Annotated in this window: 20 protein-coding genes; 6 read left to right on the top strand and 14 right to left on the bottom strand. The window is 71.0% G+C overall.

Annotation, left to right across the window (positions count from 1 at the left end; genetic code table 11):
- The first annotated feature begins 2 nt into the window (after positions 1–2).
- Together JMJ55_RS01100 and JMJ55_RS01095 are read left to right on the top strand one after the other, a co-directional pair.
- Entirely contained in the window at positions 3–902 is a 900-nt protein-coding gene (locus tag JMJ55_RS01100) for a LysR family transcriptional regulator (protein WP_202823640.1), read from the top strand.
- A gap of 6 nt (positions 903–908) precedes the next feature.
- Complete coding sequence (locus JMJ55_RS01095) at positions 909–1,814, top strand: alpha/beta hydrolase (protein WP_202823639.1); 906 nt, start codon at positions 909–911, stop codon at positions 1,812–1,814.
- Here the strand turns inward: JMJ55_RS01095 and JMJ55_RS01090 are convergent.
- Genes JMJ55_RS01090 through JMJ55_RS01080 form a run of 3 tightly spaced genes read right to left on the bottom strand, consistent with a single transcriptional unit; the run spans position 1,811 to position 4,031 of the window.
- On the bottom strand, positions 1,811–2,500 hold the full coding sequence (locus JMJ55_RS01090) for a glutathione S-transferase family protein (protein WP_202823638.1): 690 nt from the start codon (positions 2,498–2,500) through the stop codon (positions 1,811–1,813). The two genes, JMJ55_RS01095 and JMJ55_RS01090, sit on opposite strands and share 4 nt — an antisense overlap.
- 20 nt (positions 2,501–2,520) lie before the next feature.
- A complete protein-coding gene (locus JMJ55_RS01085) occupies positions 2,521–3,747 on the bottom strand; it encodes an anion transporter (protein ID WP_202823637.1) in 1,227 nt (408 codons plus the stop codon).
- Positions 3,744–4,031 carry a hypothetical protein gene (locus JMJ55_RS01080; protein WP_202823636.1) on the bottom strand — a complete coding sequence of 96 codons (288 nt, stop codon included), beginning with the start codon at positions 4,029–4,031 and terminating at the stop codon, positions 3,744–3,746. The genes JMJ55_RS01085 and JMJ55_RS01080 overlap by 4 nt, the downstream gene beginning before the upstream one ends.
- A 121-nt stretch (positions 4,032–4,152) precedes the next feature.
- On the opposite strand from JMJ55_RS01080, the gene JMJ55_RS01075 reads away from it, so the two are divergent.
- Positions 4,153–4,908 carry an SDR family NAD(P)-dependent oxidoreductase gene (locus JMJ55_RS01075; RefSeq protein WP_202823635.1) on the top strand — a complete coding sequence of 252 codons (756 nt, stop codon included), beginning with the start codon at positions 4,153–4,155 and terminating at the stop codon, positions 4,906–4,908.
- A gap of 12 nt (positions 4,909–4,920) precedes the next feature.
- On the opposite strand, the gene JMJ55_RS01070 is transcribed toward JMJ55_RS01075, so the two are convergent.
- The 11 genes from JMJ55_RS01070 to purD form a co-directional block, all read right to left on the bottom strand.
- On the bottom strand, positions 4,921–6,090 hold the full coding sequence (locus JMJ55_RS01070) for an acyl-CoA dehydrogenase family protein (protein WP_202823634.1): 1,170 nt from the start codon (positions 6,088–6,090) through the stop codon (positions 4,921–4,923).
- A gap of 4 nt (positions 6,091–6,094) precedes the next feature.
- A complete protein-coding gene (locus tag JMJ55_RS01065) occupies positions 6,095–6,868 on the bottom strand; it encodes an enoyl-CoA hydratase/isomerase family protein (protein ID WP_202823633.1) in 774 nt (257 codons plus the stop codon).
- Complete coding sequence (locus tag JMJ55_RS01060; RefSeq protein ID WP_202823632.1) at positions 6,865–7,935, bottom strand: acyl-CoA dehydrogenase; 1,071 nt, start codon at positions 7,933–7,935, stop codon at positions 6,865–6,867. Before JMJ55_RS01060 ends, JMJ55_RS01065 begins: the two co-directional genes overlap by 4 nt.
- Positions 7,932–8,570, bottom strand: a complete 639-nt coding sequence (locus JMJ55_RS01055) for a 3-oxoacid CoA-transferase subunit B (protein WP_043359562.1) — start codon at positions 8,568–8,570, stop codon at positions 7,932–7,934. Before JMJ55_RS01055 ends, JMJ55_RS01060 begins: the two co-directional genes overlap by 4 nt.
- A 14-nt stretch (positions 8,571–8,584) precedes the next feature.
- Positions 8,585–9,280: a 3-oxoacid CoA-transferase subunit A gene (locus JMJ55_RS01050; RefSeq protein WP_202823631.1), complete on the bottom strand. Its 696-nt coding sequence runs from the start codon at positions 9,278–9,280 to the stop codon at positions 8,585–8,587.
- Positions 9,281–9,349: 69 nt separating this feature from the next.
- Positions 9,350–9,922, bottom strand: coding sequence for a 3'-5' exonuclease (locus JMJ55_RS01045; RefSeq protein WP_202823630.1), 573 nt, complete (start codon positions 9,920–9,922; stop codon positions 9,350–9,352).
- A 1-nt stretch (position 9,923) separates the two neighbouring features.
- Positions 9,924–10,784 (bottom strand): MaoC family dehydratase, encoded by an 861-nt coding sequence (locus tag JMJ55_RS01040; protein ID WP_202823629.1) that lies wholly within the window; start codon positions 10,782–10,784, stop codon positions 9,924–9,926.
- A 70-nt stretch (positions 10,785–10,854) separates the two neighbouring features.
- Positions 10,855–12,987, bottom strand: coding sequence for an acetate--CoA ligase family protein (locus JMJ55_RS01035; protein ID WP_202823628.1), 2,133 nt, complete (start codon positions 12,985–12,987; stop codon positions 10,855–10,857).
- Positions 12,988–13,069: 82 nt separating this feature from the next.
- Positions 13,070–13,288, bottom strand: coding sequence for a hypothetical protein (locus JMJ55_RS01030; protein WP_202823627.1), 219 nt, complete (start codon positions 13,286–13,288; stop codon positions 13,070–13,072).
- Between the two features lie 92 nt (positions 13,289–13,380).
- Positions 13,381–14,919 carry a transglycosylase SLT domain-containing protein gene (locus tag JMJ55_RS01025; protein WP_236033309.1) on the bottom strand — a complete coding sequence of 513 codons (1,539 nt, stop codon included), beginning with the start codon at positions 14,917–14,919 and terminating at the stop codon, positions 13,381–13,383.
- 243 nt (positions 14,920–15,162) lie between these two features.
- A complete protein-coding gene (gene purD, locus JMJ55_RS01020; protein WP_202823625.1) occupies positions 15,163–16,431 on the bottom strand; it encodes a phosphoribosylamine--glycine ligase in 1,269 nt (422 codons plus the stop codon).
- Between the two features lie 45 nt (positions 16,432–16,476).
- On the opposite strand from purD, the gene xseA reads away from it, so the two are divergent.
- Genes xseA through JMJ55_RS01005 form a run of 3 tightly spaced genes read left to right on the top strand, consistent with a single transcriptional unit; the run spans position 16,477 to position 19,550 of the window.
- Positions 16,477–17,934 carry an exodeoxyribonuclease VII large subunit gene (gene xseA / locus JMJ55_RS01015; RefSeq protein ID WP_202823624.1) on the top strand — a complete coding sequence of 486 codons (1,458 nt, stop codon included), beginning with the start codon at positions 16,477–16,479 and terminating at the stop codon, positions 17,932–17,934.
- Positions 17,931–18,737 (top strand): M23 family metallopeptidase, encoded by an 807-nt coding sequence (locus tag JMJ55_RS01010; RefSeq protein ID WP_202823623.1) that lies wholly within the window; start codon positions 17,931–17,933, stop codon positions 18,735–18,737. Before xseA ends, JMJ55_RS01010 begins: the two co-directional genes overlap by 4 nt.
- A 54-nt stretch (positions 18,738–18,791) precedes the next feature.
- Positions 18,792–19,550 (top strand): SDR family NAD(P)-dependent oxidoreductase, encoded by a 759-nt coding sequence (locus JMJ55_RS01005; RefSeq protein ID WP_202823622.1) that lies wholly within the window; start codon positions 18,792–18,794, stop codon positions 19,548–19,550.
- The last annotated feature ends 5 nt before the right edge of the window (positions 19,551–19,555 follow it).

Genomic DNA, 19,555 nt, shown 5'->3' with positions numbered 1-19,555 from the left:
CCATGCCCGTCAACCTCAAGCTGCTGAACGCCTTCCTGCTGGTGGCCGAGCACCGCAGCTTCCGCCGCGCGGCGGAGCTGTCCGGCCGCTCGCAATCCGCGCTCAGCCTGCAGGTGCGGGAGCTGGAGGGGCAGCTCGGCGCGCCCCTCTTCCACCGCACCACCCGGGCCGTCGGCCTGACCCCGCAGGGCGAGGCGCTGCTGCCCCATGCCCGCCGCGCCAATGCCGAGCTGGAGGCGGGGCTGCGCCGGGTGCGGGCCGCGGCGGCGATGGAGGCGGGGCGGCTCGCCCTCGGCTGCCCGCCGCATATCGCGGAGACGGTGCTGCCGCCGCTGCTCGCCGCCTTCCACCGGGCATATCCGCAGGTGGGGATGCATGTGCGGGAGATGCCGCAGGCGGCGGTGCTGGAAGGGGTGCGGCGGCAGGATCTGGAATTCGGCATCGGCCCGCGCCCGGCCCATGCGCCGAGCCTCAGCTTCACCCCGCTGCGGGAGGAGGCGATCCTGGCGCTGGCCGTGCCGCGCCTGGTCCCGAAGGGTGCGCGCAGCCTGCCGCTCGCGGCGCTCGGCCGGCTGCCGATCGTGATCACCAGCGGCACCAACACCATGCGGGCGATGGTGGAGGAGGCGGCGGCCAGCATCGGCACCTCCTTCGATCCCCGCTGCGAGGTGCAGATGCCGGCGACGGCGATCGCACTCGCGGCCCAGGGGCTGGGGGTGGCGGTGATCCCGGAACTGGCCCTGCCACGGCGGCGCCCGGCCGGGCTGCGGGTGCTGCCGATCACGGATCCGCCGCTGGTGCGGGAAGTGGGGATCGTGCAATTGCGGGGAAGCCGGCTCTCGCCGGCTGCCATGGCCTTCATTGGCCTGCTGGAAGCGGCCCTTGCCGGGCCGGCCGCATAGGACATCATGGTTCCACCCTGTTGCCCCGATCGAAGCCCCTCCCCGGCCCTGTCGTCCAACGAGTTTCGACGAGCGATTGATCGCATTTCGCGATCGCTCGCCCTCGCCCTGCTCCTGCTGCTTGGCGGCTGCTCCGGGGCGGATCTGCTGAACGGCCTCGCCTCCGCGGGCGGGGTGCGGGTGGAGCGGAACGTCCCCTATACGGATCGCCTCACCCTCGACCTTTATGAGCCGGAGGAGCCTGCGCTGGATGCGCCGGTGCTGGTCTTCCTGCATGGCGGCGGCTGGGACAGCGGCAGCCCGGCCGATTACCGCTTCCTCGGCACAGTCCTGGCGCGGCGCGGGGTGCGGGTGGCGATCCCGGCCTATAGGCTTTGGCCCGAGGCGGGGTATCCGGCCTTCCTCGAGGATTCGGCCCGGGCGGTGCGCTGGGTGCGCGACCGGGCGCCGGGGGCGCGGCTCTTCCTCATGGGGCATTCGGCCGGGGCCTATATCGCCGCCATGCTGGCGCTGGACGGGCGCTGGCTGGGCGCGGTCGGGCTGCAGCCGGGGCGCGACCTGGCCGGGGCGATCGGCCTCTCAGGCCCCTATGACTTCCTGCCGCTGACGGGGAAGCGGCTGCAGGCGATCTTCGGGCCCGAGGTCGGCTGGCCGGATACCCAGCCGATCAACCATGTCGGGCCGGGCGCGCCGCCGATGCTGCTGGCGACGGGGCTCGACGACGACACGGTGCGGCCGGCCAATACCGCGCGGCTGGCGGCGGCGCTGCGGGCCGCCGGCCATCGGGTGGAGGAGCACTACTACCCGCAGGTCGGGCATGTGATGACCATCGGCGCCTTCGCCGGCCTGCTGCGGCCGGTGGCGCCGGTGCGGGCCGAGGTGCTGCGCTTCCTCGGCCTCGCCGAAGACTAGGCCGCAGCGGCGGGAGCCGCCCGGGCGAGGCCGCCGAACAGGTCCAGCATCCGCTCCTGCCAGGCATGCACGGCATCGCCCGGCTCCAGCAGCGGCAGCGGGCTGACGATGCGCGGCCACATCAGCGTGCCGAAGACGCAGTAGTCGCCGTAATCCGGCGCGGCGCCGCCGAGAAAGGGTTGGGCACGCAGCAGCAGGCGCAGCGGCATCAGCAGGGCGCGGAATTCCGGCAGCCGCGCCTCCCGCCCCGCCGTCACCTGGTCGAGCGGCTGGCCGAAGCGCTTCTCCCGGCTCTCGATGAAATAGGCGCGGTCCTCCGCCCCCAGCAGCGGCGGGATGTCGGAGACGATGAGCTTGGCCAGCGCCGGCAGCAGCACGCCATCCGACCAGGTATTGACGAAGCGCTGCGCCGCCGGCGCCCCGGCAAACAGCCGCGGCGCATCCGGATAGGCGGCGTCGAGATATTCGGCGATGGCCCAGCTATCGGCGACGCGCCGCTCGCCATCGACCAGCACCGGCACCTTGTCGCTCTCGGCGAAGGCGATCGCCGCCTTCTCGGTGAAGCGCCAGGGCACCACCTCCGCCTCCAGCCCCTTATGGGCCAGCGCCATGCGGCTGCGCCAGCAATAGGGACTGAAGCGCCGCGCCGGATCGGTGCCGCAGAGCTCGAACAGCTGGCGTGCCATGATGCGCTTCCCCTTCCCGTTCAGCGCCACCATAGCCCGATCGCCAGCGTCGCCAAGGTCACCGGAATGCCGGTGCGGGCATAGCGCCAGAAGCCGATCTGCACGCCTTCGGCGGCGGCGCGCTGGGCGACGATGAGGTTGGCGACGGAGCCGACCAGGGTCAGGTTGCCCGCCATGGTGGAGGCCATGGCGACCAGCAGCCAGGCGCGCTGCGGATCGGCCAATGGCTCGATGAAGGGCTTCAGCACCAGCACCGCAGGGACATTGCTGACGAGGCTGGAGAGCAGCGTCGTCACCACGGTCAGCGAGAGCGGGTTCTCCAGATGCAGCCGGCCGGCGGCAGCCAGCACCTCCGGCGTCAGCATCACGCGTTCCAGCCCGTCCACCACGACGAAGAGGCCGGCGAACATCGCCAGCAGCGGCCAGTCCACCTCGCGCCAGACCTTCTCCGGCTTCACGCGCCGTGTCAGCAGCAGCAGCGACCCGCCCAGCAGGCTGGCCAGCGCCACCGGCACGCCGGCGAGGAAGGCGGTGACGACGCCGAGCGCGACCAGCGCCGATTTCACCGCGAGCGCCCGATGGATGCGGGGCAGCGGCGTCGGCTCCGGCACGGGCAGGCGGGCGACGAGGAATTCACCCGGATGCAGCAGCAGGATGATGAGGAAGCAGGCGAGCAGCCCGAACGCCGCGACCGGCGTGAGGGCCAGGGCGAATTCCGCCCAGGAGAGATGCGAGAAGCCGCCGACGATCATGTTCTGCGGATTGCCGGTGACGGTCGCGGCGCTGCCGATATTGGCCGCCATGGCGACCGCCAGCAGATAGGGCAGCGGGTCCCGCCGCAGATGCCGCGCGAGCGCCACGACCAGCGGCGTGACCGCGAGGCAGACCGTGTCGTTCACCAGCACCGCCGAGAGACCGCCGCTGACCAGCACCACCGCCGCCAGCAGCGTTGCCGGATGGCGGGCCCGCGCCGCCGCCATTACCGTGACCAGCCGGAAGAAGCCGGCCAGCCGCAGATTGGCGACCAGCAGCATCATCCCCAGCAGCAGGGCGAGGGTGCCGAGATCGATGGCCTTGAAGGCCTGGCGCTCGGTCAGCGCGCCGCAGGCGACCATCAGCGCCCCGCCCAGCACCGCCGCGCCGGTGCGATCCAGCCGCAGCCCCGGCACGCGCCCCACCGCGACCACCGCATAGGTGGCGAGGAAAACCAGGATAGCGGCGATGCGGGTCAGGTCGGGTGGTGTCATCGGGCGGGGCTCGTCTCGGGCATCATCCACCAGAACAGCAGCGTGCCCACCGCGGCAATGGCGGCCAGCGAAAAGTCAGCGGTGACGATGGGGAAGAGCGCGCCAAACAGCCCGGCGATGGCGGAGGCGGAGAGCGCGATGCCGATGCTTGCCTGATCCCAGTGATGCACCGCCAACAGGTAGATCGCCAGATAGGGGCCGAGCCCATCCCGCACATCGGCGAGGCAGAAATTGAGCGCGTCGAGCGCGCGGCCGGCGCCTCGGCTGTCCGGTCTCGCCATCATGTCTATCCTGCGGGAGCGCGCCCGGAACGATAGCGAACAGCTTCGGTTCCCGGCATGGCCGGTCCCTTGCCGCATCGCAATCCGGGCGCCCATAGTCGGCCGACAGGGGAAGGAAGCAGGCATGGCACGGCTGAACGGCAAGGTCGTCTTCATTACCGGCGCGGGCACCGGCATCGGCCGCGCCACGGCGGAGCTGTTCGCGCGCGAAGGCGCGCGGGTCGTTATCGCCGAGATCGACCGTACCACCGGCGAGGAGACGGCGCAGCGCATCCTGGCCGCCGGGGGTGAGGCCATCGCCATCCCGACCGATGTGCGGGAGGAGGCGCAGGTGGAAGCCGCCATCCGGCGCACGGTGCAGCATTGGGGGCGGCTTGACGTGCTGCACAACAATGCCGGCGGCTCGACCCTCGAGGATGCGACGGTGGTGGAGGCGCCGATCAGCGAGTTCTGGCGGGCGATCACCCTAGACCTCTTCGGCACCTTCCTCGGCTGCCGCTTCGGCATCCCGGCCATCATCGCCTCGGGCGGCGGCTCGGTGATCAACATGTCGTCCATCGTGGCGCTGATGGGTTTCCCGGGGCGGGATTGCTACACCGCGGCCAAGGGCGGCGTCGCAGCGCTGACCCGCTCACTCGCGGTCGAATACGCGGCGCAGCGGGTGCGGGTGAATGCCATCGCGCCCTGCGTCACCTTAACGCCGCGGGTCGAGCAGCTGCTCGCTGGCAATGCGGCGGCGCGACAGGTGGCCGAGGGGCATCTGCTCGGCCTCGGCCAGCCGATGGACATGGCGCAGGCCGCGCTCTGGCTCGCCTCGGAGGAGAGCCGGATCGTCACCGGGCAGGTGATACCGGTCGATAGCGGCGCGGTCGTGGCCTGAGGGAGGGCGTGCTCAGCCGGGGAGGCCGAGCACGTTCTTCGCCAGGATGTTCCGCTGGATCTCGTTCGAGCCGCCATAGATCGTCGCCGGCCGGGCCTGGATGAAGAGGCCGCCGATATTGAGGTCGCGGTTGCCCTCCATCGGCTCCAGCAGCCCGGCATTCTCACCGGCGATCTCGAGCATGGTGTCGGTGATCTTTTGGAACAGCTCGGTCTGGATGATCTTCAGCATGGAGACATCCGGGCCGAGGCTCTCGCCGCGCTTCAGCTTCTCGACGAAGGTACCGTAGAGCGCCTTCAGGTCCTCGAATTCGAGGCGGAGGCGGGCGTAGCGGTCCTGGAACTCGGCATCCTCCCAGACGCCCATGCGCTCGGCGAGGATATTGAGGCGCGACAGGGCGTAGCCGGACTGGCGCGGCGAGCCGAGGAAGATGCGCTCGAAGCCGAGCAGCGCCTTCGCCATGTCCCAGCCCTTGTTGAGCTGGCCGACCAGGTTGGCGGCGGGCACGCGGACATTGTCGAAGAAGACCTCGCAGAACTCGTCATGCATCTCGAGGTTGATGATCGGCCGGATGATGATGCCGGGCGTCTTCATGTCCACCAGCAGGAAGGAGATGCCCTCCTGCTTCTTCGCCTGCTTGTCGGTGCGGACGAGGAGGAAGATCCAGTTGGCGTCGGTCGCCAGCGTGGTCCAGATCTTCTGGCCGTTGACGACATACTCGTCGCCGTCCAACACCGCCTCGGTGCGGAGCGCGGCGAGGTCGGAGCCGGCATTGGGCTCCGAGTAGCCCTGGCACCAGATATGCTCGCCGGTCAGGATCTTCGGCAGGAAGCGCTGCTTCTGCTCCTCGGTCCCATACTTAATGACGAGCGGGCCGAGCATGACGATGCCATGGTCGTTGGTCCGCGCCACGCCGTAGCGCTCATACTCCTCGGTGAGGATGATCTGCTTGGCGGGCGAGAGGCCAAGGCCGCCATGCTCCTTCGGCCAGCCGGGGCAGAGCCAGCCGCGCTCGGCGAGCTTCATGTACCAGGGCCGGTTCTCGTCCCAGTGCAGGCGCTTCGGCGGGTTGCGCAGGTCGTCGGGGTAGTTCTCGTGCAGGAAGGCGCGGACCACCTGGCGGAAATGCTCGTCGTCGAGCGCGTCGAGCTCGGCCGGGGCGGGGATGCGGATGGCGTCCATCGGCTCAGTCTCCCTTGAAGGCGGGCGTGCGCTTACCGAGGAAGGCAGCGCGGCCTTCGGCGAAATCCTTGGTGAGGAACAGCGTCGACTGGAAGTGGCGCTCCTGCTCCAGCGCGCGGTCAAGGCCCTCGCCCAGCATCTGCTTGGTCAGCGCCATCGGCGCGGGAGCCTGCTCGGCGAGGAAGCGGGCCTTCTCCATCGCCGTCGCCAGGGCATGGCCCTTGGGCACGACATGGTCGACGAGGCCGATGCGCTCCGCCTCGGTCGCCGTCATCTGGTTGTGGTAGAGCAGGATCTGCCGCGCCTTCCCCTGGCCGACGCGCAGCGGCAGGGTATGCGGCAGGCCGAGATCGGCCATCAGCCCGATCTTGCCGAAGCCGGCGGCAAGCCGCGCGTCCTCGGCCGCCACTACGGTGTCGGAGGCGCAGGCGATGGAGAGGCCGGCGCCGACGCAATAGCCCTCAATGGCGGCGACGACGGGCACGCTGCCGAGGACCATCAGCCGGATGAGCTCATGCGAGAGGCGCATGCGCTCGCGCCCTTCCATGGCCGAGTTCACGTCCATCCCCGAGATGTCGCCGCCGGAGCAGAAATGCCCGCCCGCGCCGGTGACGACAATGGCACGCGTCGCCTTGTCGCCCTGCGCGGCGCGCAGCGCCTCGATCATCTGCACGCGGAGCGGCATGGCCAGCGCATTGCGGCGCGCCGGCTGGTCGAGCGTCAGGACGAGGACGCCGCCCTCGCGCTCCGAGACGATGCGGGCGATGGGCTCGCTCATTCCTCGACCTCCGGGGCGACGGCCATGAAGCGGCGGCGATGCAGGGCGGCGCTGCCGTAGAGGTTGGCCATCACCATGGCCTTCCGCAGGTACAGGCCGACATCATACTGGTCGGTGTAGCCGATGCCGCCATGCAGCTGGATGCATTCACGCGTCACCAGCATGGAGGAGCTCGCGGCGCGGGCTTTGGCGCGGGAGATGACGGCGCGGCGGGCATCGCCGCTGGCGCCGTCATCGATCGTCGCGGCCGCGGCCTCGATGCTGGCCCGCGTCAGCGCGATCTGCATCCGCACATCCGCCGCCTTGTGCTGCAGCGCCTGGAAGGTGCCGATGATCTTGCCGAATTGCTGCCGCGTCTTCAGGTAATCGAGCGTCATGGCGAAGGCGCGGTCCATGCCGCCCAGCAGGTAGGCCGAGGTCAGCAGCGCGGCCTCGTCGAGCGCCAGCGACAGCGCCTCGCCGATATCGTCGGCGATGCGCGTGGCCGTGCCGAGATTCGGCTCCAGCGTGCCGACATGGCCGCCATCCTGGGTCTGCTCGGTCGTGAGGCCGGCGCCGGCCTGCTGCTCGTAGAGGGCGATGCGGCCGCCCTCGCGGACCGGCAGCAGGAAACTTGCGGCGCCGGCGGCCATGGGGAGGAAGCGGCGGGGCGCGTCGGGGCTGCCCGGCACCTCCAGCGTATCGGGCCGCTCCTGCCAGGCAGTCAGCACCAGCGCCTCGCCGGTCAGCACCCGCTCCAGCGGGCCGGCGCCGACGGCGGCGAGCAGGGAGGCCGAGAGCATCGCGGGGATCAGCGGCTCCGGCACCAGGGCACCGCCCAGTTCCTCGGCCAGCGCGCAGGCCTCGCCGAGGCCGAGGCCGGCGCCGCCGGCCGCGTCCGGCAGGCGGAGGCCGATCCAGCCCATCTCGCCCGTCTGGCGCAGCACCGCCGGGTCGAAGCCGGGGGTCTGGAAGCGGAGCTCGCGCACCCGCTTCATGTCGCCGCCCGGGGGCGCCACCGCGGCGGCGCTGTCCCGGATCATGCGGATGGATTCGGCGCGGTCCTCCCCGCTGAGCGCCGCGCTCATTGGGTGTGCAGCGTGGCGCCGGTCTTGGCCTGCACCTCTTCCAGCGTCACACCCGGCGCCAGGTCGCGCACGACGAAGCCCTTCCCTTCCACGACGTCGAGCACGGCGAGGTTGGTGTAGACGCGGTTGACGCAGGCGAGGCCGGTCAGCGGGTAGCCACAGCGCTCGACGATCTTCGGGCGGCCGTCCTTCGTCGTGTGCTCCATGATGACCCAGAGGCGCTTGGCCCCGGCCGCGAGGTCCATGGCGCCGCCGACGGCGGGCGCCGTGTCGTTCTCGCTGGTCGCCCAGTTGGCGAGGTCGCCATTCTCCGCCACCTCGAAGCCGCCAAGGACGCAGAGGTCGATATGCCCGCCGCGGATCATGGCGAAGCTGTCGGCATGGCCGACGAAGCTGGCGCCCTTGGCGAGGGTGATGAGCTGCTTGCCGGCATTGATGAGCCAGGGGTCCTCCTGGCCTTCCTTCGGCGCCGGGCCCATGCCGATGACGCCGTTCTCGGACTGGAAGATCACCTCCCGCGTGGGCGGGACGTAATTGGCCACCATGGTCGGCATGCCGATGCCGAGGTTGACGCACCAGCCTTCTGGCACGTCATCGGCGAGGCGGGCGGCCATCTGGTCGCGGTTGAAGGGCATGTCGCGTGCTCCTCTCAGACCTGCTCGGGCTTCAGCCAGTCGCCGCCGCGATCCACCTGGACCACGCGGTTCACATAGACGCCGGGCGTGCCGATCATATGCGGATGCAGCTCGCCGAGTTCACGGATGTGCTGCGCCTGGGCGATGGTCAGCTCGGCGGCCATGGCCATGATCGGGTTGAAGTTGCCCCCCGACCCCCGGTAGACGAGGTTGCCCCAGCGGTCGGCCTCCCAGGCCTCGACCAGTGCGACATCGGCCTTAAGGGCGCGCTCCATCACATAGGTCTTGCCCTCGAATTCCCGGCTTTCCTTGCCGCGGGCCAGCAGCGTGCCGGCCGCCGTCGCGGTGTAGAAGGCGGGGATGCCGGCGCCGGCGGCGCGGATGCGCTCGGCGAGCGTGCCCTGGGGGACCAGCTCCAGCTCGATCTTGCCCTCGCGGTAAAGGGTCTCGAAGACCACCGGGTCCTTGCTGCGGGGGAAGGAGCAGACGATCTTCCGCACCTGGCCCTGCTCCATCAGCTTGGCCACGCCGACGCGGCCCGAGCCGGCATTGTTCAGCACGATGGTGAGGTCCTTCGCACCCTGCTCGATCAGGCCCTCGATCAGCACATCGGGCTGGCCGACGCTGCCGAAGCCGCCGATCAATACGGTGGACCCATCCTTCACGCCGGCCAAAGCATCCGCGACCGACTGCACGATCTTGTTGATCATCCGATCCCTCCCGGGGGAAGGCCCTTGGGTAACGCCCCCTCGCCCGGCGGTCCAGCCCCCGTCGGCTGGTCAGGCGGCGATCCCCTCGCCCGGGCCGTTGGTGATCCCGTGCAGCCGCATCGGCACCGGCGGCATTCCGTGCAGCCGGCGGAGCAGCTGGACGGCCAGCCAGGCATCCTCCAGCGCGCCATGCAGCGCCGTCTCCCGCCCGAAGCCGCAGGCCTCGGCCGCCCGGGCGAGGCCGGCCCGCTCCCCCGGATAGGCGCGGCGCCAGGCCTGCATGGTGCAGAAGCCGCCGGCCCAGGGCGGATCGAGGCCGAGCCGGGCGAATTCGCCGCCCAGCATGCGCCGGTCGAAGGCCAGGTTATGCGCCGCCGCGGCCTCGCCGCCGAAGAAAGCCGCGATCTCCCCGGCATGGGCGGCGAAGGGCGGGTGCCGGGCGAGGAAGGCGTCCGACATGCCATGCACCCGGATGGCACCCCAATGGCAGGGCATGCCGGGGGCGAAGGCCAGGTGCAGCGTCTCCTCCGGCTCCAGCGCCGCATCCAGCCGCACGGCGCCGAGGGAGACGACACGGTCGCCCGCGCCGGCCCCGGTGGTCTCGGTGTCGAAGACGGTAACCGGCCCGAGCCTCCAGCCCATTTCAGCCGGCGAAGCGGAAGCGCCCATTGCTGATCACCTGCTTGTCCCGCTCCACCACCCGGGCGCGGAAGGCGGCGCCGCCCTCCTCCTGCCAGATCTCGGTGCGGATGGTCTCGCCGGGGAAGACGGGAGAGGAGAAGCGCAGATCCATCGAGCCGAAGCGCGTGGTGTCGTAGTCGCAAAGCGCCCGCAGCAGGGCGTGGCAGCCCGTGCCGAAGGTGCAGAGCCCGTGCAGGATCGGCCGCGGGAAGCCGGCCCCCTTCGCCACCTCGGGGTCGATATGCAGCGGGTTGAGATCGGCATTGAGGCGATAGACCAGCGCCTGTTCCGGCCGGGTCGTCATGTCGAGAGTGATGTCGGGCGCCCTCGGGGGCTCGGGATGCGGCTGCTTCACCGGGCCGGTCGGGCCGCCGAAGCCGCCATTGCCGCGCATGAAGCTGGTTGAGGTGGTGGTGGCCAGCAGCTCGCCCGTCTTGGCGTCGAGGATCTCGCGCTCGGAATACATCAGCGCACCCTTGCCCTCGCCGCGATCGACCAAGCCGGTGATGCGGGTACGGCCGATCAACTCGCCCTCGGTCGGCAGCGGCCGGTGCAGGACGAGGCCCTGCTCGCCATGGAGGATCTGCTGCCAGACGATGCCGGTATCCGGGTTGCGCGCCCAGAAGCCCGGGGAGGCGAGCACCACCGGCATGGATGGCATGACCTTCAGCCGCGGCTCATAGACGAAGTCGAGCTGCTTCTCGTCCATCGGGTCCTGCCCGAGGCCGATCGAGAAATTATAGAGCGCCACATCCTGCCAACGGAGGGTCTGCCGGACCTCCGGGACCGGGTAGTTCATCAGGTGGTCATGGTTGATGGCCATCTCAGTGCTTCGCTCCATCTGATGTCTGGCGGGCTGATTCAGACCTCCGGCGCCATGGCGCCTCCGGCCATCAGGCCGCACCAACCTCGATCACCGCATCAGCGGCATAACAGCCCTGGCCGGCCGGCAGGACCAGCAGCGGGTTCACGTCGACGCCCGCCAGCCGCGGCCCGGCCGCGACGGCGAAGGCCGAGAGGGCCGAGAGCGCCTTGGCGAGCGCCGCCACATCCGCCTTCGGCCGGCCGCGGGCGCCATCCAGCAGCGGGAAGCCGCGCAGCGAGCGGATCATCCGCTCCGCCTCCGCCGTATCGAAGGGGCAGCGGCGGAAGGCAACGTCCTTCAGCACCTCGATGAAGATGCCGCCCAGGCCCACCATCGCCACCGGGCCGAAGACCGGGTCGCGGAAGATGCCGAGCGCCATCTCGACCGCGCCCCCTTCTCCCTTTGTTGGGATCTGCTTGGCGACAAGCACGCCCTCGATCCGCGCCGCCGGCGCATGGTGGCGGGCGCGGTCGAGCAGGGTCCCGAAGCCCTGCCTCACCTGATCTGCATTGGCAATGTCGAGCAGCACGCCGCCGATTTCGCTCTTGTGCAGGATGTCGGGGCTGAGGATCTTCAGCACCACCGGGTAGCCGATGCTCTCGGCCGCGGCGACTGCGGCTTCGCTATCCGGCGCGGCATGTTCCGGCACGGCGGGCACGCCGGCGGCGTCCAGCAGCGACTTGGCCACGGCCTCGCTCGGCGTGGTCGGCGGCAGCTCGACCTTGGGAAGCGGGATCTCGGGCTGCGGCGCCTCGGCCTTGGCGAAGGCGGCGCCGAAGCGGCCCATCGCCTCGATCGCGACGACGGCGCGCGACGGGTCCTCGAAGCAGAGCCAGCCATCCGCTTCGTAATCGCGCACCTTGTTCGGCGCGAGCATGGACATGACCCAGAGCCGATCCGGATGCGCCTCGCGGATCGCCCGCATCTGCTCATGCAGCTTGGGCCCGAGGCTGCGGCCGGCGGCGGTCTGCGACCAGAAGGAAAGGATGGAGCTGTAGCCACCATCGACGGCCACACTTTCGGCAAATGTCGAGATGAGCTTCAGGTCGTTCGTCACCTGCGCGGTGCAGTCGACCGGGTTGCGCGGGGCGCAGAAGGGGATCAGCGCCCGCAGCTTCGCCTGCGCCTCCTCCGGCATGGGCGGCATGGGCAGGCCGGCGGCCTCGGCCGCGTCCGAGATCAGCACGCCGGCGCCGCCCGAGACGGTCAGCACGCCGAGGGTGTTCTTGGCCGGGTAGATGCGGCGCGTCGCGGCATAGGCGATGTCGAGCATCTCCTCCGTCGTCCGCGCCCGGACCACGCCGAATTCGTCGAGCACGGCCTGGGTGACGGCGTCGTCGCCGGCGATGGAGGCGGTGTGGGACTGCGCCGCGGCGCCGCCCAATTGACTGCGGCCGACCTTCATCATCACGATCGGCTTGCGGTTGCGCCGCGCTAGGTCGAGGGCGGCGAGGAAACTCTCGCGCTCGCGGATACCCTCGGCATAGGCGCAGATGACATCGACCTCGGGGGCCTGGGCCATCCAGCCCAGCACGTCGCCGAGCGCGACCTCGGCCTCATTGCCTGTGGTGATGCAGACCTGGGTGCCGATGCCGCGGTCGAGCGCCGCCGAGAAGATATGCGTGCCATAGGCGCCGGATTGCGAGGCGATGCCGATGCGCCCGGGGATCGGCCAGCCCTTCTCGAAGCTCGCGGTGAAGGTGCCGTAGAAGCGGATGGCGTCGTTGAAGACGCCGAGGCAGTTGGGGCCGAGCAGGCGGATGCCGTGCTTGCGGGCGACCGCCGTCATCCGCTGCTGCTCTTCGGCCCCCTTCTCGTCCATCTCGGCGAAGCCGGCGGTGAAGCAGATGACGGCGCGGCAGCCCTTGGTGCCGAGCTCGTCGAGCGCCTGGATGGCGAGCGCCGACGGCACGGCGATGATGGCGACGTCGGGTGCGGCGGGCAGCTCGGCGATGGAGGCGAAGGCGGGAAGCCCCTGGACGGTCGGGCGCTTCGGGTTCACCGGCCAGATCGGGCCGGCGAAGCCGCGATCCTTCATATAAGCGATGGGGCGGCCGCCGATCCGGGCCGGCTCATCCGAGGCACCGATGACGGCGACGGAGCGCGGCCGCACCAGGGCATCGAGTGAGGCGAATCCCGATATCACCGGCGCAGTAGTCATTGGCAGCTTCCCCCTTTGATCCTGCCGTCCAGCCTGAGCGAGGCGCGGCCGGACGGCAAGGGGGGCTCAGGAAGCGGGGAGGCTACTCCTCCTCCTCATCTTCCTCGTCGAGGTCTTCGTCGTCCTCGTCGTCGAGTTCCTCATCGTCCTCGTCGTCGAGGTCTTCGTCGTCCTCGTCCTCGTCGAGGTCTTCGTCATCCTCGTCGAGATCGGCATCGTCCTCATCGGGGGCGCCGCCGGCATGCAGCAGGGGCCAGGCTTCCGGGAAGCCGAGCTCCATCAGGTCCTCGGTGGTCCGCATCCCGTCCTTCCTCCGCAGCCTGACGATGGGGCCGGCCTGTGCCGGCCCCGCAAACCGTTGAACCCGCCCCGAGGGGCGGGGTTCCGGCGCCGTCAGCTCTGTGCGTCGGGCGACAGCACCATGCAGGCGCCGCTGCGGCGCAGCCGGTCGCAGACCGCCTGGGCCGCAGGCTGGGAGAGGCCGGTGACGCGGGCCCGGTAGAGCGTGCTCCGGCCGGCGGCGACCGGCTGCACCATGGCGCGGGCGCCGGGGCCGCCGCTCGCATCGCGGGCGGTATTGGCGGCATCGCGCGCCAGGTTCTGGCTGGCGAAGGCGCCCACCTGCACCGCCCAGGCGCCAGGCGTCGGCTGCAGCCGCGGCGTCGTGGCCCGCAGAGTGGCGGGGATCGGACTGGCCTGGGCGGTGCCCAGCAGGCCGAAGCCGCGCGCCATCACCGGCTGGGGCTGGTTCATGACCGGGGCCGGTGCCGCCGCGGCCATGGCGACCTGCTGCTGCCGGGGCGCCGGCGCCGCATGGGCGGCGGCGAGCACCGAAGGCCGGGCCGAGGGCGCGGCCGCGCGCACCGGCGGCGCCATCACCGCGGCCATCTGCGTCGGACGCTGGACCGGCGGCGGTAGCGAAACGCTGCGCGGCTCGGGCATGCTGCGCGTCTCGGCCTGGCTGCGCGCCTCCGACTCCATGATGCGGACGGCGCCCTCGGCGGTGGAGCCGTCCGGGATGGGATCCATCCGCACGACGGAGCCGCTGTCGAGCGAGGCGAGTTGCACCGGCGCCGACGCCACGAGGGCGGAGCCGGGCTGCGGCGCGGTCGGCAGGGATTGCGCGAAGGTGCTGCCGTCCGGGATCGGCTCCATGCGCACCACTGGCCCGGCCGGGAGCTGCGCGACCTGGATGCCAGGATCGACCGCCTGCCGCTGCTCACGCAGCGCCAGCATCGTCGCCTGGTCCATCCGCCGGGGCCCCGGCGGGATGCTCAGCGGAATCTCGGCCGCCGCATAGACCTCCGGCGCCGCGCGGCGGCTCGGGTGGTGGGCGACGATATTGGGGCCGATTCGGGCGACGTAGTTGCGCGTCTCCGCCGGCAGCCCCTTGCTGTTCCAGAGATAGTCCTCCAGCCGCCGCGGCCCCGCATTATAGGCGGCAAGGAAGGCGGGCGAGCCGTAGAGGTCGTACATCTCGCGGATATAGGCCGCACCCGCCATGATGCTGTCGTACGGGTGGTACGGATCGTCGCCGAGGCCGTAGCGCGACTGCAGTTCCCGATAGGTGCCGGGCATGACCTGCATCAGCCCCATGGCGCCGACCGGGCTGGTCGCGCTGCTGCGCCCGCCCGATTCCTGGCGCATCACCTCGCGGAGCCAGCGCTCCGGCACGTCGAAGCGGCGCGAGGCCTGACGGATATAGGGCCCCCAGGGATCGCCGGCAGGGCCGGGCGGATCATAGCTGGCAGGCCGGTTGTAATTGCCATGCGTCACCGCGACATGGGTGGTGGCATGGCGAGTCGTGGCTTGCTGCCCGCAGGCTGCAAGCATGGCCAACATCGACAGCGTCATGGCTGGCTGCGCGAGGCGCGCGATGCGCGTCGCCCCGAAGCCCATGGCGTCACGCGATGTCCTGGTCCCTCTGGGCATCCCCATTCGCTCCACCGGGTCTGGACTACCGGGTTCCGAAGCCTGCCCCCCTACGGGTCCCTGCCGTCCCCACGACATGAGCCCCAGGCTGCCCCGAAGACCTGGCGGACGACGAGCGTCCTGACGCCCCTAGCCCTACACGCTCGCCCGGCCGGCAGGCAAGACCGCTTTGACATCGCAATACTGTGCTTGGACAATATCTTGCCCGTTACGAGCAGTTTACGGCCCATTTAAACATTACGGTTACAACGCCCGGTGCGCGATATCGCGGCGGCAGAAGCCTTCCGGCCAGTCGATCGCATCCACCGCGCGATAGGCCGCATCGCGCGCTTCCCGCAGCGTCGCGCCGATGGCGGTGACGCCGAGCACGCGCCCGCCCTGGGCCAGCACCGTGCCATCGGCACCGAGGCTCGTCCCGGCATGGAAGACCTCGACACCCGGGATGGCGGCGGCGCGGTCGAGGCCGCGGATCGCCGTCACCTTGCGATACGCACCGGGATAGCCGGCGGCGGCCATCACCACCGTCAGGCTCGGCCGCGGGTCCCAGTCCAGCGCGACCTCGCCGAGCCGCCCCTCCGCCGCCGCCAGCAGCGCGGCCAGCAGGTCGGAGCGCAGCCGCATCATCAACGCCTGGCATTCCGGATCGCCGAAGCGGACATTGAACTCGATCAGCTTCGGCCCCGCATCCGTCAGCATCAGCCCGGCAAAGAGCACGCCGCGGAAGGGCGTGCCGCGCCGCGCCATCTCGGCCAGGGTCGGGCGGATGATCTCCTCCATCACCCGGTCCTGCATCGCCGGCGTGAAGACGGGCGGCGGCGTATAGGCGCCCATGCCGCCGGTATTGGGTCCGGTATCGCCATCGCCGACCCGCTTGTGGTCCTGCGCCGCGCCGAGCGGCAGGGCGGTCTCGCCATCGCAAAGGGCGAAGAAGGAGATCTCCTGGCCGATCAGGCATTCCTCGATCAGCAGGCTGGCGCCGGACGCGCCATGGATGCGGTCCACCATGATCGCCTGGATGGCCGCCTCCGCCTCCCCGACCGTCGCGGCGACGACCACGCCCTTGCCGGCGGCCAGCCCATCGGCCTTGACCACGATCGGCGCGCCCTGCTGCCGAACCCAGGCGAGCGCCGCATCCGGCGCCTCGAACCGGCGCCAGATGGCGCCGGGCACGCCAGCCGCCTCGGCAACCTCGCGGGTGAAGATCTTGCTGCCCTCCAGACGGGCCGCTGCGGCGCCGGGGCCGAAGCACCGCAGCCCGGCCGCGGCGCAGGCATCGGCGAGGCCGAGGGTCAGCGGCGCCTCGGGCCCGACCACCACCAGGTCGATCCCCTGCGCCGCGGCGAAGCCGATCAGGCCGGGGATGTCCTCGGCGCCGAGCGCCACGCATTCCGCCACCGCGGCGATGCCGGCATTGCCGGGGGCGCAATAGAGCTTCGTGAGCAGGGGGGAACGGGCGATGGCCCAGCACAGCGCATGTTCCCGCCCGCCGCCGCCGACCACCAGGACCTTCATCGCCGCACCCTCCAAAGCCCGGCGCCTCTAGCATAAGGTGGGGCCATGGACACTGCTGCCCCAAAGGCCAACATCCCCGAATTCGCGGTCTCCGAGATCGCCGGGGCCATCAAACGGACGCTGGAGGAGAGCTTCGGCCGCGTCCGCGTCCGGGGCGAGATCACCGAGCTCAAGCGCTACCCTTCCGGCCATATCTACCTCTCCCTGAAGGATGAGGCGGCGAAGCTGGAATCCGTCATCTGGAAGACCTCGGTCGGCCGGCTGGCGGTGAAGCCGGAGAACGGGATCGAGGTGATCGCCACGGGCCGGATCGGCACCTATGCCGACCGCTCGAAATACCAGCTGGTCATCGACCGTCTGGAATTCGCCGGGGAAGGCGCGCTGCTCGCCCGGATCGAGATGCTGCGGAAGCGCCTGCTGGAGGAGGGGCTGTTCGACCCCGACCGCAAGCGCCCGCTGCCCATGCTGCCGGCGACCATCGGCGTGGTGACCAGCGAACGGGGGGCGGTGATCCAGGATATCCGCACCACCATCGCCCGCCGCTTCCCCCGCCGCATCCTCCTCTGGCCGGTTGCCGTCCAGGGTCAGGGCGCGGCCGAGCAGATCGCCGCCGCCATCCGCGGCTTCGGCCGGCTGGAGGGCAGGATGCGGCCGGATGTGATCATCGTGGCCCGCGGCGGCGGCAGCCTCGAGGATCTGATGGCCTTCAACGAGGAGATCGTGGTCCGCGCCGCGGCCGAGAGCCCGATCCCCCTCATCAGCGCCGTCGGGCATGAGACGGATACCACGCTGATCGACTTCGCCTCCGACCGCCGCGCCCCGACGCCGACTGCGGCGGCCGAGATGGCGATCCCGGCCCGCACCGACCTCCTCGCCGACCTGGCGCAGACCGAGGCGCGACTGCTCCAACTCGGCCGGGCGGTGCTGGAGCGGGCGCGGCGCCGGCTGATGGTGGCCGAACGCGGCCTGCCGGACCTGCCGAACATCCTCGGCGCCATGCGCCAGCGGCTGGAGGACCGGGGTGAACGGCTCACCCTCGCCCTGCCCGGTCTGGTGCAGCGGAAGCGCGGGGAGCTGTCCCGGCTGGCGCCGCGCCTGCCGCATCCGCGCGAGGGAATCGCGGCCCGGCGGGCGGCGATTGCCCTGCTGCTGGCGCGCGGCCGCGGCGCCTGGCAGCGGATCGAGGCGCGGGGGCGGACCGCCCCTGCCCTCGCCCGCTTCAGCAGCCGCCCGGTCGAGTCGCTGGCGCGGGAGAAGCGGGTGCGGCTGGAGGGGCTGGTGGCGCGGCTGGAAAGCGTCTCCTTCCAATCCGTGCTGTCGCGCGGCTTCGCCCTCGTGCGGGATGCCGAAGGGACGCCGATCACCAGCGCCGGCGCCGTCCCGCCCGGGGGCCGGCTGGTGCTGACCTTCGCCGACGGCGAGGCCCAGGCGACGGCCGATGGCACCAGGCCCGCGCCGAAGCGGAAGCCACGCGCGACGCCCCCGCAGGAGAGCCTGCTGTGATCCGCCGTCGAACCGCCCTCGCCCTGCCGGCCCTGCTGCTCGCCCGGCCGGCGCTGGCCATCCCGGCCGAAGGGCTGACCCAGGGCGGCTTGGTACGTGGACGGGTGGCGCCGGGGACGCGGCTGGTGCTGGACGGAAGGCCGGTCCGGGTCGGACCCGGAGGCGACTATGCCTTCGGCTTCGGCCGCGACCATGCGGCGGAGGCGGTGTTATCCGTGACCCCGCCTGGCGGCCGGGCGGAGGCGCAGCGCCTGGCCATCGCCCGGCGGGACTGGCCGGTGCAGCGCATCAGCGGCCTGCCCCCGGCCCAGGTGACGCCGGACCCGGAGGCGCTGCGCCGCATCACCGCCGAGCGGGAGAGGCTGGCCGCGGCGCGGGCCACCGACAGCGCCCGCACCGATTTCGCCGCCGAATTCCTGCTGCCGGCGCATGGCCGGATCAGCGGCGTCTTCGGCAGCCAGCGCATCCTGAACGGGGAGCCGCGGCAGCCGCATTTCGGCTTCGACATCGCCGCCCCGACCGGCACGCCGATCCGCGCCATCGCCGCCGGGCAGGTGGTGCTGGCGGCGGATTTCTTCTTCTTCGGCCGGCTGACCGTCATCGACCACGGCCATGGGGTGAACAGCCTCTATGCCCACCAATCGGCGCAGGAGGTGGCGGAGGGGGAGCGGGTCGCAGCCGGGCAGCGGATCGGCGCGGTCGGCGCCACCGGCCGCGTCACTGGCCCGCATCTGCATTTCGGCCTGTCCTGGTTTGCGACCTGGCTGGATGCCCAGCCCGTGTTACCGCCGGTCACGGGCTGAAACCCCCATGGACATCGGCGGTTCAGGCCGCATGACCAACGAGGAGCGTCCGGCATGAGCGGCACCGAAGCCTTTGCCCAGTATCCCAGCCTCAAGGGACGGGTCGTGCTCATCACCGGCGGCGCCAGCGGCATCGGCGCATCGATGGTGGAGCATTTCGCCGGCCAGGGGGCGCGGGTCGCCTTCCTCGATTTCGACCGGGAGCATGGGCCGAAGGTGGCGGAGCGGACGGGATCGCTCTTCCTGCCCTGCGACCTGCGCGACATCGCGGCGCTGCGGGCAGCGATCGGTGAGGCGAAGGCGAAGCTCGGCCCGGTGACGGTGCTGGTGAACAATGCCGCGCGGGACGACCGGCATGGCTGGCAGACGGTCGAGCCGGAGTATTGGGACGAGCGGATGCAGACCAATCTCCGCCACCATTTCTTCTGCGCCCAGGCCGTGGCGCCGATGATGATCGAGGCAGGGGGTGGCTCCATCGTCAATCTCGGCAGCGTCTCCTGGATGAAGGCGCAGGGCGGGATGCCGGCCTATACCACCGCCAAGGCGGCGATCCGTGGCCTGACCCGCGGCCTGGCGCGCGACCTCGGCCCCAGCAAGATCCGGGTGAATGAGGTGGTGCCGGGCTGGATCTTCACCGAGCGGCAGCTGGAGAAATGGGCGACGCCGGAGAGCGAGGCCGACAACCTCACCCGGCAATGCCTGAAGGAACGGCTCTATCCGCCGGATATCGCGCGGATGGTGCTCTGGCTGGCGGCGGATGACAGCCGGATGGTGACCGCGCAGTATTTCGTGGTGGATGGCGGCTCCGTCTGAGCCGC

This window comes from Belnapia mucosa (assembly GCF_016775475.1).
GTDB classification, from domain to species: domain Bacteria; phylum Pseudomonadota; class Alphaproteobacteria; order Acetobacterales; family Acetobacteraceae; genus Belnapia; species Belnapia mucosa.
Note: the sequence above shows the minus strand (reverse complement) of the source record. Positions and strands in the feature narration are given on the sequence as shown.

Bases quoted from the DNA above. Each gene is read 5' to 3' on its own strand.
- JMJ55_RS01100 (WP_202823640.1), top strand. From the start codon at position 3: ATGCCCGTCAACCTCAAGCTGCTGAACGCCTTCCTGCTGGTGGCCGAG.
- JMJ55_RS01095 (WP_202823639.1), top strand. From the start codon at position 909: ATGGTTCCACCCTGTTGCCCCGATCGAAGCCCCTCCCCGGCCCTGTCG.
- JMJ55_RS01090 (WP_202823638.1), bottom strand. From the start codon at position 2,500: ATGGCACGCCAGCTGTTCGAGCTCTGCGGCACCGATCCGGCGCGGCGC.
- JMJ55_RS01085 (WP_202823637.1), bottom strand. From the start codon at position 3,747: ATGACACCACCCGACCTGACCCGCATCGCCGCTATCCTGGTTTTCCTC.
- JMJ55_RS01080 (WP_202823636.1), bottom strand. From the start codon at position 4,031: ATGATGGCGAGACCGGACAGCCGAGGCGCCGGCCGCGCGCTCGACGCG.
- JMJ55_RS01075 (WP_202823635.1), top strand. From the start codon at position 4,153: ATGGCACGGCTGAACGGCAAGGTCGTCTTCATTACCGGCGCGGGCACC.
- JMJ55_RS01070 (WP_202823634.1), bottom strand. From the start codon at position 6,090: ATGGACGCCATCCGCATCCCCGCCCCGGCCGAGCTCGACGCGCTCGAC.
- JMJ55_RS01065 (WP_202823633.1), bottom strand. From the start codon at position 6,868: ATGAGCGAGCCCATCGCCCGCATCGTCTCGGAGCGCGAGGGCGGCGTC.
- JMJ55_RS01060 (WP_202823632.1), bottom strand. From the start codon at position 7,935: ATGAGCGCGGCGCTCAGCGGGGAGGACCGCGCCGAATCCATCCGCATG.
- JMJ55_RS01055 (WP_043359562.1), bottom strand. From the start codon at position 8,570: ATGCCCTTCAACCGCGACCAGATGGCCGCCCGCCTCGCCGATGACGTG.
- JMJ55_RS01050 (WP_202823631.1), bottom strand. From the start codon at position 9,280: ATGATCAACAAGATCGTGCAGTCGGTCGCGGATGCTTTGGCCGGCGTG.
- JMJ55_RS01045 (WP_202823630.1), bottom strand. From the start codon at position 9,922: ATGGGCTGGAGGCTCGGGCCGGTTACCGTCTTCGACACCGAGACCACC.
- JMJ55_RS01040 (WP_202823629.1), bottom strand. From the start codon at position 10,784: ATGGCCATCAACCATGACCACCTGATGAACTACCCGGTCCCGGAGGTC.
- JMJ55_RS01035 (WP_202823628.1), bottom strand. From the start codon at position 12,987: ATGACTACTGCGCCGGTGATATCGGGATTCGCCTCACTCGATGCCCTG.
- JMJ55_RS01030 (WP_202823627.1), bottom strand. From the start codon at position 13,288: ATGCGGACCACCGAGGACCTGATGGAGCTCGGCTTCCCGGAAGCCTGG.
- JMJ55_RS01025 (WP_236033309.1), bottom strand. From the start codon at position 14,919: ATGCCCAGAGGGACCAGGACATCGCGTGACGCCATGGGCTTCGGGGCG.
- purD (WP_202823625.1), bottom strand. From the start codon at position 16,431: ATGAAGGTCCTGGTGGTCGGCGGCGGCGGGCGGGAACATGCGCTGTGC.
- xseA (WP_202823624.1), top strand. From the start codon at position 16,477: ATGGACACTGCTGCCCCAAAGGCCAACATCCCCGAATTCGCGGTCTCC.
- JMJ55_RS01005 (WP_202823622.1), top strand. From the start codon at position 18,792: ATGAGCGGCACCGAAGCCTTTGCCCAGTATCCCAGCCTCAAGGGACGG.